General features: G+C 68.3%; 9 protein-coding genes. 3 read left to right on the forward strand and 6 right to left on the reverse strand.

Going from position 1 to position 11,255, the window contains the following annotated elements:
* Positions 1 to 54: 54 nt before the first annotated feature.
* Positions 55 to 1,698 (reverse strand): SulP family inorganic anion transporter, encoded by a 1,644-nt coding sequence (locus JRI60_RS14995; RefSeq protein ID WP_204226539.1) that lies wholly within the window; start codon positions 1,696 to 1,698, stop codon positions 55 to 57.
* Between the two features lie 257 nt (positions 1,699 to 1,955).
* Here JRI60_RS14995 and JRI60_RS15000 point away from each other — a divergent pair, with 257 nt between their 5' ends.
* Entirely contained in the window at positions 1,956 to 2,540 is a 585-nt protein-coding gene (locus JRI60_RS15000; protein WP_204226540.1) for an RNA polymerase sigma factor, read from the forward strand.
* A gap of 4 nt (positions 2,541 to 2,544) precedes the next feature.
* Here JRI60_RS15000 and JRI60_RS15005 read toward each other — a convergent pair whose 3' ends face one another.
* Positions 2,545 to 3,408, reverse strand: coding sequence for an alpha/beta hydrolase (locus tag JRI60_RS15005; protein ID WP_204226541.1), 864 nt, complete (start codon positions 3,406 to 3,408; stop codon positions 2,545 to 2,547).
* A gap of 64 nt (positions 3,409 to 3,472) precedes the next feature.
* Positions 3,473 to 4,294, reverse strand: a complete 822-nt coding sequence (locus JRI60_RS15010; protein ID WP_204226542.1) for a methyltransferase domain-containing protein — start codon at positions 4,292 to 4,294, stop codon at positions 3,473 to 3,475.
* Between the two features lie 323 nt (positions 4,295 to 4,617).
* Between JRI60_RS15010 and JRI60_RS15015 the strand changes: the two genes are divergently transcribed.
* Entirely contained in the window at positions 4,618 to 5,499 is an 882-nt protein-coding gene (locus JRI60_RS15015) for an alpha-ketoglutarate-dependent dioxygenase AlkB (RefSeq protein WP_204226543.1), read from the forward strand.
* A gap of 3 nt (positions 5,500 to 5,502) precedes the next feature.
* On the opposite strand, the gene JRI60_RS15020 is transcribed toward JRI60_RS15015, so the two are convergent.
* A complete protein-coding gene (locus tag JRI60_RS15020) occupies positions 5,503 to 6,801 on the reverse strand; it encodes an ATP-binding protein (RefSeq protein WP_204226544.1) in 1,299 nt (432 codons plus the stop codon).
* A gap of 191 nt (positions 6,802 to 6,992) precedes the next feature.
* Between JRI60_RS15020 and JRI60_RS15025 the strand changes: the two genes are divergently transcribed.
* Positions 6,993 to 9,206, forward strand: coding sequence for a M4 family metallopeptidase (locus JRI60_RS15025; protein WP_343213405.1), 2,214 nt, complete (start codon positions 6,993 to 6,995; stop codon positions 9,204 to 9,206).
* A 68-nt stretch (positions 9,207 to 9,274) separates the two neighbouring features.
* On the opposite strand, the gene JRI60_RS15030 is transcribed toward JRI60_RS15025, so the two are convergent.
* Together JRI60_RS15030 and JRI60_RS15035 are read right to left on the reverse strand one after the other, a co-directional pair.
* Entirely contained in the window at positions 9,275 to 10,264 is a 990-nt protein-coding gene (locus tag JRI60_RS15030; RefSeq protein ID WP_239470534.1) for a hypothetical protein, read from the reverse strand.
* A gap of 113 nt (positions 10,265 to 10,377) precedes the next feature.
* Positions 10,378 to 11,148: a thioesterase II family protein gene (locus JRI60_RS15035; protein ID WP_204226546.1), complete on the reverse strand. Its 771-nt coding sequence runs from the start codon at positions 11,146 to 11,148 to the stop codon at positions 10,378 to 10,380.
* Positions 11,149 to 11,255: the final 107 nt, after the last annotated feature.

Below are 11,255 nucleotides of genomic sequence, written 5' to 3' on the forward strand. Positions count from 1 at the left end.
GCCCCACGGCACCGGATGGGACCGTGGGGCCTGGTGACGCGTCAGGCAATGGCTTCAGGAAGAGTGGCTCAGGGAACCCCCGAGCACCTTCTTGCGCGCGGAGAGCGGATGCGAGGAGAAACTGCGGTGCTGGTCGAGTCCACTGATGTGCAGCTGGCGGCCCTGGCGGGAGAACTCACCCTCCAGCTCGTGCAGCCGCTCCATCACCGTGTGGTCCACCAGCCGGGCGTCCGTCAGGTCCACCTCGACCCGCTGGACCTGGGCGTGCCGCTCGATGTGCTTCTTGATCCTGAGGAAGTTGGTGAAGACGGCGGCGTGCCGCACGCGCAGCACCACCCGGCCGTCCTCCATGCGCTCCTCGATCTCCGGCCGGAAGAGGCCGGCCAGCCGCGCGCCGTTGATGAGGTGCACCACCATCTTCAGGACGATGCCCGAGGCCACGCCCACCAGCAGGTCCGTCGCCAGCGTCACGCCCAGCGTGAAGCTGAAGATGAGGAACTGCTCGGCGCCGATGCGGAACGTCTTCACGAACTCGCCCGGAGAGGCCAGGCGGACGCCGGTGAAGATGAGCATGGCGGCCAGCGCGGCCAGCGGAATGCGGTGGATGAGCATGGGCACGAACGCCACGAACAGCAGCAGGAACAGGCCATGGAAGAAGTTGGACAGCCGGCTCTTCGCTCCGTAGCCGATGTTGGCGGAGCTGCGGACGACCTCGGAGATCATCGGCAGGCCACCCAGCAATCCGGCGATGAGGTTGCCCGTGCCCGTGGCGAGCAGATCCTTGTCCAGGTTCGAGCGGCGCTTCTCGGGGTCCAGCATGTCCACCGCCTTGGCGGTCAGCAGCGACTCGATGCTGCCCACCAGGGCGAACATGGCGATGTACTTGATGGAGACCGCCGAGAAGACGGCGGAGAAGTCCGGGAAGGTGATGGCGGACAGCAGGTTGCCCGGCAGGTTGACGAGGAACTTGGGGCCCACCGAGAAGGCCTGCTGCGAGAAGGTGAAGGTGTGCTCGTGGTCCAGGTCGAAGTAGATGCCCAGGGGCACCGCGACGAGCAGCACCAGCAGGGGGGCCGGCACGCGCTTGAGGAGCGGCACGCGCCTGGCGAGCGCCGCGTGCCCGAAGAGGATGACGAGGCCGAGGAAGCCGATGAGGGCGATCTCCGGGTTCAGCTGGCCCAGGCTGTGGGGAATCTCGGCCAGCAGCGGCAGCGGGGCCGTCGCCTTGGGCGTCACGCCCATCAGCGTGTGGATCTGCTTCGAGCAGATGATGACGCCGATGGCCGCGAGCATTCCGTGCACCACCGCGGACGGGAAGAAGTCCCCCAGCTTCCCGGTGCGCAGGACCGCGAAGAGGATCTGCAGCACGGCGGCCACCACGATGGTCGCCAGGGCGCGGCGGTAGCCGAGCTTCATGTCGCCCCCTCCCAGCTCCGTCACCGCGCCGAGCGCGATGACGATGAGGCCCGCGGCGGGTCCCTTGATGGTCAGCCGGGCGCTCCCCAGCCAGGTGGAGACGACGCCGCCCACCACCGCGGTGAGGATGCCGGCCACGGGTGGGAATCCGCTTGCCATGGCGATGCCCAGGCACAGGGGCAGGGCGATGAGGAAGACGAGGAAGCCCGAGACGATGTCGCTCTTCCACGTGGAGCCGCCAGTCGGCTCGGAGGGGGAGACGGGCTGCTTTTGAGGATGCATGAGAACTCTCTCCTGATTGCGGAGGCGGGCCGACGGCTTTGGAGGCCGGGGCATGCCTTACGAAGGCAGAGGGATGCAACGACTCTCGATTCGGTTCCGGAAATGGGTTTCCTCCTTTTTTTCCAGGCTTTTCCAGTTGCAGTCCATACGAGCGGACAAGCCGTGGGGCTGATGCTTGCATCCCCAAGGGGATGCGTTCGTTTGAAAGTGAAGGAAGAGCATTCCCCGCGGGGGAGGGGCGGACGATGACGGGCGGGATGCGTCGTACGGACGACGAGCGGGCTCGTTTCGAGGCCGAGGTGGATTCTCTCGTGCCCCGGTTGCATCGGTTCTGTCTGACATTGTGTCGTGACAGACAAGAGGCGGAGGATTTGCTGCAGGAGGCCCTGATTCGTGCCTACCTCCACCGGGAGAGCTACCGGCAACGGGGCTCATTCTTCGGTTGGTTGTGCGGCATCGCGCGCCATCAATTCATCGAGACGCGGCGCGCGAGCGCGCGCCGCCGCTCGTTGTTGGACTCGGTGCTCGAGGGGGCCACGTCGGTGCTCGGCTCGCTCTTCGCCGGAGGGGTGGATCAGCCGGATCCCGAGACACGGGTGTGTCAATCCCAGGAGGCGGAGCTGTTGCTGCGCTGCCTGCACGCGCTCCCCGAGAAATTCCGGCTGGTGGTCCTCCTGTGTGACGTGGAGGAGCTTGGGTACGAGGAGGTCGCGCAAGTGCTCGGCCTCCCGGTGGGAACGGTCAAGAGCCGGCATTTCCGGGGCCGCGCCCTGCTGGGCGCCGCCTACAAGTCCTCGCTGACCCACCCGCCTTCCCTGGTTGGCGCGGGAGGTTGTCCGTGAGGTCTCAGGCGGTGGCCCTGGGCCGGGCGTCCGCCGGTACGTGCGAGAGGACGAACTCCTCCACCAGCTGGAGCACCTGCTCGTAGCCGGCATCGCTGTGGGGCTCGTGGTAGCCGCCCGGGACCAGGTGCATCTTCTTGTCCGGGTAGGTGATCTTGTCGAAGACCTTGCGGGCGCCACGGGACGGGTTGACGGAGTCCTTCTCGCCGTGGAGCAGCAGCAGCGGGACGCGCCAGTCCGAGAGGTGGGAGTTGATCCACCCGCCCACCTTGAGGGCCGCGAAGGCCCAGCCCGCCGTGCATTGACGGTGGACCAGCGGATCCGCGAGGTAGGCGGCGACCACCGCCGGATCATTGCACATCGCCTCGGGCACCAGGTTCACCTTGAGCGGGTGCAGCGGACGGAGCTTGCCGAGCAGCAGCGAGGAGAGCACCAGGGTCGGTGTCACCACGGCGGACTCGAAGGGCGGGCCGCTGATGATCACCCCGCTCAACCCTTCCGGGTAGCGCAGGACGTACTCCATCCCGATGAGCCCGCCCATGCTGTGGGCATAGAGGAAGAGGGGCCGGCCGGACTCCCTCGAGGAGATCAGCGCCAGGAAGGCCTTCACGTCCTCGATGTACTCCGACCACGACATCAGGTGCCCACGCGGCCCCGGGGAGCGGCCGTGGCCCCGGAGGTCGAGCGCGTACACCGCATGCCCCCGGGCGACGAAGTGGTTGACGATGTTCTGGAAACGGCCACTGTGCTCGCCAATCCCGTGGACGATGGCGAGCGCCGTCCGGGGCTCCCCATGGGTGGGGAGCCACCGCTGGTAGTACAGCTTCAACCCACCCGCGCTCTCGAAGGTACCCTCTGCGTGATTCATGCGGGGCATCCTAGGCGGAGGGGTTCCTCCCCGGGAATGGGCGGCCAGGCGCCTCCCGGGCCCCTCACGTCGCGGGTTTCACTCCGCGAATCACCAGACCCGTCATCACCCCGAAGAAGCACCCGGTACGCTCGGCCTCCTCCATGAACCGGAGCCACTCCTCGACCTCCGAGCGCGTCGCCACGCCCGCCTGGATGGCCTTGTCAAGCACCGCGCGCAGCCCGAACGTCTCCAGGTGGGGGAGGAACCAGGAGGCGGACACCGGGGTGACCGTCACGTCGGTGAGGCCCTGGGCGTGGAACAGGCTCGGCAGCTGCCGGCCGATCCAGGGGTTGCGGAGCTGATCGGTCCAGAAGTGGATCAGCTTGCGGACCACGGCGCGGTCGGGCCCGTTGAGGATCCAGCTGTCGAACTCCGGCTCGAAGAGCAGCACCGTCCCGCCCGGCCGCGTCAGCCGCACCAGCTCGCTGAGCGCCTGGCAGGGATCATCCAGGTACATGAAGACCCGGGAGCTGCGGCACGCGTCGAAGCTCCAGTCCGGGAAGTCCAGATGGTGGATGTCTCCCACCCGGAATTCCACTGGGAGTGCGGGGTCCTCCGTGCGCCGACGGGACTCGGCCACCATGCTCTCGCTCAGGTCGACCCCCACCACCCGACCCGTCTTGCCCACCAGCTTCGCCACCTCCCGGGTGACCTCTCCCAGACCACAACCGGCATCAAGGACTTGAGACCCTTCGCTCACACCCAGAAGTCGATGGGTGAGCCGTTGGATCTCCTGCACCTGCTGGGTGTTGTTCAATCCATCCAGGAAGCGGACCGCGCTCTTGGGGGCCTCGGTGCGATCGATGTTGTGGAAACTCAGGGCCAGGTTCGAGTTCTCTCCCACGGGCACTCACTCCTTGTGCTCTTGTGTCTTCCGCGCCCGTCAGGGTCGAGCCCCCCTGCCAGGGACCTCCTCGTTGGGAGTGTCCTGGCGTCTCGTACGCCGCCGCGGTTGAGTTGGATTGTCATCACAGACCGCCGCTGGATCATTTCAGCCTCAACGAGATTCCAGCGAGCCGTGAAACATGGCGAAGAAATAAGGAATTTTTTCAGGACCGCTCGCCTGCTTCGCACGAGCGCCAGGGAAACGATCTGAAGCGTTGATTGGAGGACTGAGGACTGCTTCTGCTCTGTGAAGTGGGCAATATGGTAGTGCGGGGTACACCCATGGCCCACCCTCCTCGCTTCGGCCGCTCGCTGGCCCACAAGGCCCGCCAGCGCACGCCGGGCCACCACTACAACGCGAGCTTCCTGTCGGCGGCGGATCGCGCGGAGATCCTCGCCTGGCTCAGTACCCTGCACCCCCTGTGGGAGGAGCGCTACTCCAAGCATTTCCCGCCTCCACCCGGGCAGTCGCAGCGACGGCTGCTGCGCCCGGTGTACTGGCTGGGCAACTGGCAGTTCGCCTGCCTCGACTACTACCGACCCCCGAAGGGAGTGAAGGATCGCTGCGTGAAGGCCGAGCCCTTCCCGGCGGTGCTCCAGCGCCAGGTGGTGAAGGTGGAGGAGCTGGCGCGCCGCATGTTCCGCGGACCGGACATGCCCTCCGGCTGGCACCTCAACACGTGCCTGGTGAACTTCTACGGCAGCCGCCTCGAGGGCGATCGCTGGGTGGACACCGCGAGGGTGGGGGAGCACAAGGACTTCGAGCCGGGGCCGGTGGCCTCGCTGTCCTTCGGCGAGCGCGCGCTCATCCAGTTCGTCACCTCCACCCGCCCCGGTGAGCGCGACGAGGTGGTGCTGGAGCAGTGGCTCGATGATGGCGCGCTGCAGCTCTTCGGCGGCGCGCGCTGGAAGGAGCAGACGTTCCACCGCGTGCAGCGGGTGGACACCCGCGCCGGCCACCTGCTGCCGCCCGAGATGCCGGACTTCCGCACCCGGCGCATCAACCTCACCTTCCGCTACGTGCCGGATGAGCACGTGACGCCCTTCGCGCTGCTCTCCCCGGAGGCCCGCGAGGACGTGCGTCCTTATATGGAGAAGCTCGCCGAGGGCCGTGCCTTCTTCCGGGCGGAGCTCGAGCGGGAGCGCGCGGCGGCGGGGAGCTGACGCTCACCACAGCCCGTGGGCGCGCAGCAGCGCCCCGAGCGGGGCGTCTCCCCGCTGGTAGGCACCGAAGAGCTTCGCGGCCGCCTCCAGCGTGGGGTTGGACCAGGCCTTCCACTCGCGGCCCTCGCGCAGCACGGTTCCACAGTGGACGAGCGAGGCGCGGACCTCCTCGGCGGACCCGAGCGGGACATGGTCGAAGGGGAGCGGGTTCTGGCTGGAGAGGAAGACCTGCCGGGCGCCGAGTCCGCGCAGGCACGCCTCGACGAGGCGCGGGTGCAGGCCGTTGGCCAGCTCGTCGGCGATGACGAAGTCCTCGTTGACGTCCAGGTAGTACAGGAAGGACAGCAGCCGCTTGTGGCCGAAGCCCAGCCGCTCCTGCGGCAGCTCCGTGCCGTCCTTCCCGGTGAAGGAGAAGCCGAAGCGGCCGAACTCCAGCCGCCCTCCGTCCTGGTAGCTCCGTTTCTCCAGCAGCTCCACGCGGAACCTCCCCGTGGCGAACCCCGTCAGGGTGACGAAGCGCGCCAGGAAGCCGCGCTCCACGTCCTCGGGGCGGATGTCGACGGCGCCGGCCACGGCCTCGCGCTCCACCCGCTCCCGGAGCAGTCCCGGCAGCCACGTGGGAAGCGCCATCAGCCCCAGGGGGAACACCTCGTCGCCCCGCACCGCCATGCCGTACTGCAGCTTGCCGATCCGCTCGAACATCCCGAGCGTCTCGTCGAAGCGCGCGGGCGCCAGCAGGAAGGTGCGGCGCAGCAGCTCCTTGAGCCGATCCTTCACCTCGGGCTCGAGCCGCTGGGCCGTCATGAAGAGGACGATCCACACGGTGCGGTCCAACAGCGACCACCCCATGGACTGCGCGTAGGCGGGTTGCCCGTCCACCTCCCAGGCCACGCCCGAGGCATCGGCGCGCATCACCAGCACGGAGGCGGGCGCGTCGAGCTGGACGACCAGCTCCATGAAGGGCTCCAGCCGCGTCTCCTCCTTCGGGATGTGCAGCGGCAGGAGCGCCGAGGCGTCACTCGGCTCCTCCTCCATCAGGCGCCGGGGATAGGCGGAGAGCGGCTCGTTGCGCACGCGGATGCGCAGCTCCATGCCGGGGAAGGCGAGCGCGTATTCGACGGAGAACTCCTCGTGGATGAGCTCGGAGAAGTCCGTGGAGAGGGCACGGGAGATCAGGTCCAGCAGCAGCGTCCTGCCGGTGCCGTTCTCGCCCAGCACCAGGTTGAACGACGGGCTGAACACCAGCTCGGTGCCGGGCGCGACGTTCCGATACCTGTGGACCTTGAGCTTCGTGAGCTTCATGGCGGGCTCCCTGGAGGGGCTCAAGAGAAAATCGCGCACCGTGCCACCCCGCCTCCAACGAGCCAAGTGACACTTCGCCGGGATTTACAGTCCGCAATCAGAAAAAATCCTGAAAAACATAAAACCGCCTTGAATGTGAACCAATCGGTATGCCAAGAAAGCTCCCTCTTCTTCTAGAGAGAGGTGTCGCAGTGGGTAACCGTTTCTCGAAGACGTTCTGTGTGGTGTGGCTGGGCGCGAGTCTGGCCGCCTGCGGGTCGATGCAGGAGGGCGAGGCGCCCATGGGTACGGGCGATGATTCGGACATCCAGTCCGCGCTGGCGCGCATCAAGGGCGCGCAGGTGCTGGGCACCGAGGACGGGGTTCCCTACGCCCTCCGGGGTGAGTTCGGCCAGGCGACCCAGGTATCGGGCGCGCTGCGCGCGGGGACGGAGCTGGACGTGCGCTCGTCGCTGAGCCTCGTGGCCCCGGTGTTCCGGCTCAACGAGAACGATCTGGTGCTCGCGCGGACGTCGGTGGACGCGAGCGGCCACCGGCACCTGCGCTTCCAGCAGACGAAGAACGGCCTGAAGGTGGTGGGTGGCGAGCTGGTGCTGCACGTGGACGCGGCGGGCAAGGTCTACGCGGCCAACGGCTCGGCCCGGGATGGCGCGACGGTGTCCGCCGAGGCGAAGGTGGCGCCCGAGGCCGCGCTGAAGGCGGCCGCGGAGGGCTCGTCGGCGCGCTTCGCCGCCGCCCAGGGTGGGGCGAAGCTGGTCTACCTGCGCTCCGAGGGCAGCCAGGAGCCGCGGCTGGCCTACGAGGTGCGCGTGAAGGGCGAGCGCGAGGGCATGCCCGCCGATGACCTCGTCTACGTGGACGCGCAGCGCGGTGGCATCCTGCTGGTCAACCCGCTCATCCACTCCGCGCTCAACCGCAAGGTGTACTCGGCCAACAACGGCTCGAGCACGCCGGGCACCCTCAAGCGCAGCGAGGGCCAGGCCGCCATCGGCGACAACCACGTCGACACCAACTACGACAAGCTGGGCGACACCTACAACTGCTACAGCACGCTGTTCGGCCGCAACTCGTACGACAACGCGGGCGCCACGCTCATCAGCACCGTCCACTACGGCTCCAACTACGTCAACGCCTACTGGGACGGCACCCAGATGGTGTACGGCGATGGCAACGGCACGGACTCCATCGAGCTGGGCCTGGACCTGGACGTGACCGTCCACGAGCTGACCCACGCGGTGACCGACAGCGAGTCGGACCTCGTGTACTCGGGTGAGTCCGGCGGCCTCAACGAGTCCATGTCCGACATCTTCGCCGGTGTGTGCGAGAGCTGGTCGCGCAACTGGGCCGTGGACGCGGACGTCTTCAAGATTGGCGAGGACATCTGGACGCCGGCCACCGCGGGTGACGCGCTCCGCTACATGGACGACCCGGCCAAGGACGGCGTGTCGCTCGACTCGTACGCGGACTACGCCGGCCAGGACGTGCACTACAGCTCGGGCATCAGCAACCTGGTGTTCTCGCTGCTGTCCAAGGGTGGCACGCACCCGCGCGGCAAGACGACCAACACGGTGCCGGCCATCGGCCCGGAGAAGGCCGGCCGCATCTTCTACAAGGCCAACACGGACCTGTTCACCTCCAGCACCACCTTCGAGCAGGCCAAGACGTACACGGTGCAGGCCGCCGAGGCGCTCTACGGCGCGGGCTCGGCCGAGGCCGCCGCGGTGACCGAGGCCTGGAAGGCCGTGGGCGTGCCGCCGCCTCCGCCGGTGGTGGACCCGCTGACCAACAACGTGCCGGTGAGCAGCCTGTCGGGCAGCTCCGGCAACAAGAAGTACTACGCGCTCGAGGTGCCCGCGGGCCAGCCCAGCCTGTCGTTCGAGATCAGCGGCGGCACGGGTGACGCGGACCTGTACGTGCGCTACGGCTCGGTGCCGAGCTCCAGCACCTACGACTGCCGTCCGTACGCGAGCGGCAACGCGGAGGTCTGCACCTTCACCAACCCGGCCGCGGGCACCTGGTACGTGATGCTCAACGCCTACTCGGCGTACTCCGGCGTGACGCTCAAGGGCGCCTACAGCACGGGCGGCGGTGGTGGCACCGGCACGCCGGTGACCGAGACGGCCAGCGGCTCCGTGGCCAGGCGTGAGGCGGACAACTTCGGTCCGTACAGCGTGCTGGCGGGCTCCACCTTCAAGGTGACCATGACGGGCACGGGCAACCCCGACCTGTACGTCCGCTTCGGCTCGGCGCCCACCACCAGCAAGTACGACTGCCGTCCGGCCGCCTCCGGCGCCTCCGAGACGTGCACGGTGACGGTGCCGGCGGGCCAGAGCAGCGCGTACGTCATGGTGCGCGGTACCGCCGCGGGTACCTACAACCTGACCATCAACTACACCAAGCCGTAGTCCCGGCTGGCGGTAGTCGAGATTGAGCGGCGGGCGGCTCTCCGGAAGGGGGCCGCCCGTCGTGCTTTCTACCCGGCGCGCTGGAGCCGCACGTTGCCAGGGAGCTGGCGCAGCAGGTTCATCAGCCGGAGCGACGAGTGGAGGCTGCCCTGGGTCTCCCAGGGGTCGATCTTGTCTCCGCCGTTGGTGAACTGGGGCGAGAGCACGAAGACGCGCACCCGGGCGCCTCCCATCATCGTATGGAAGCGCGGGTCGCGCAGCAGGCCGCCGCTCAGCCGCAGCTGGGGCGCGGGCTGGAAGTAGTCCAGGTCCAGGGAGAGCCAATCCGCGCCGGTGACGCCGGGCCTGTCGAGCACCCGCCGCCAATCCAGCTCCGTGGTGTCCACGAACCAGGGCACCAGGGTGGAGAACCCCACGTCCCGGCCGGTCATCGTGGACGTCTGCTCGGCCTTCGCGGTGGTGAAGAAGACGTCCTCTTCCGTCAGGACGGGGGCCGAGCCGTCCGGCCGTTTCAGTCCCTCGATGAGCTTCCACCAGGTGGCCGCCTGCTGCGGCGTGCGCGCCTCCAGGAAGCTGTCCTTGCACCAGTCCGAGTGCCGATCCGCGTGGAAGAGGGCTCGCGGCAGCTCACCCGTTGCCCGGTAGTGGTAGAGGGCCACGTCGAGCATGTGGTGGTCGCGCAGCACGTAGTCGGCCTGTCCGGAGCGGTCCCGCATCACCAGGACGGTGCCCCGCATCACCAGGTCCACGTCGCTCATCGTGAGCGTCCCGCGCCACGCGCGCTCCTCGAAGGAGAGCTGCTGTCCCTCGTAGGGCTTCTGGCCCGCGTCTCCGACCACCTCTTCCGGACCGGACCAGCGGTTCACCTTGCGCTCGAAGCGCTCCGCCTCTCCGTCCTCGAGGACCTGGCGGGCCACCTCCCGGATGTCACTCCGGAGGCCGGGGCCGGGAATCTCCGGCGAGAAGCCGCCCGTCCGGCCAGGGCCCGCCAGCGCGCGGAGCTGGAACGCGTAGGCCGCGTCGGTGGGCTTCTTCCACTCGGAATACCGGATGAGCACGCGAGGTCCCTCGAGGAGGCCGCCTGCCTGGTGGCCAGAGGGGCTCGGCGGCTCGGGCGGTAGATGACCGGGAACACCGGCGCCGTCACGGAAATTGCGCGGCTCCGCCGCCTCTAACCCGCCAGACCCTGGAGGTCCTCGATGATGCCCTGGTGCAGCCGGCGCCGCTCCGTCGAGACGAAGAAGTGATCGTTGCTCGGGAGCATGCGCAGACGGAAGCCGACGTTGGTCTCCCGGCACCACGCCTGGGCCTCCGCGGGGCTGACCTCCGGGTCTCCCTCGGCGCCGAAGGCCGAGATGGGCACTTCCAGCGGGGCCTCCCGGGTGTAGTGGTAGCTCTCGGCGACACTCATGTCCGCTCGCAGCGCGGGCAGCACCTCCTGCTGGAAGTCCTCACTGGCGAGCACCTCCTGGGGCAGGCGATACCGGGAGCCGATCCGCTCCAGGAACTCCGAGTCCGGCAGGTGGCTGACGGGAGGCGGGAGCTGCGGCCGGACGAACAGCGCCGGGCTGGCCGCGAGGAAGAGGCGCAGCGGCATCGGCTCCCCGGTGCGGCGCAGCAGGCGCGTCAGCTCGAAAGCGATGTTGCCGCCGAAGCTGTGCCCGAAGAAGGCGGCGGGCAGCTGGTTGAGGAAGGGGCGCATCATGCCCGACAGCTTCTCGATCAGCTCGGTGAAGTGGGTGATGGGGGCCTCACCCCGGCGGGTGGCCCGTCCCGGCAGCTCAATGGGGCAGACCTCGATGAACGAGGGCAGCTGGGTGGTCCACAGGCGGAAGATGGAGGCGTCTCCACCCGCGAAGTGGAAACAGAAAAGACGCAGGCTCGCCTGGGGGCGCGGCTCGGGACAGGTGACCCAGCGGCGGTAGACGGGGGGAACGCGCATGCGGGTAGTGCCATGCTCCGCAGTGCGAGCCGACACGTCAATCCCCTGGTGGGGATCATCGGAGCACGACTTCCCGGGTTATCAGAGGTCTCCTGGGCTCGGGTGTC

The organism is Archangium violaceum, assembly GCF_016887565.1.
Taxonomy (GTDB): Bacteria; Myxococcota; Myxococcia; order Myxococcales; family Myxococcaceae; genus Archangium; species Archangium violaceum_B.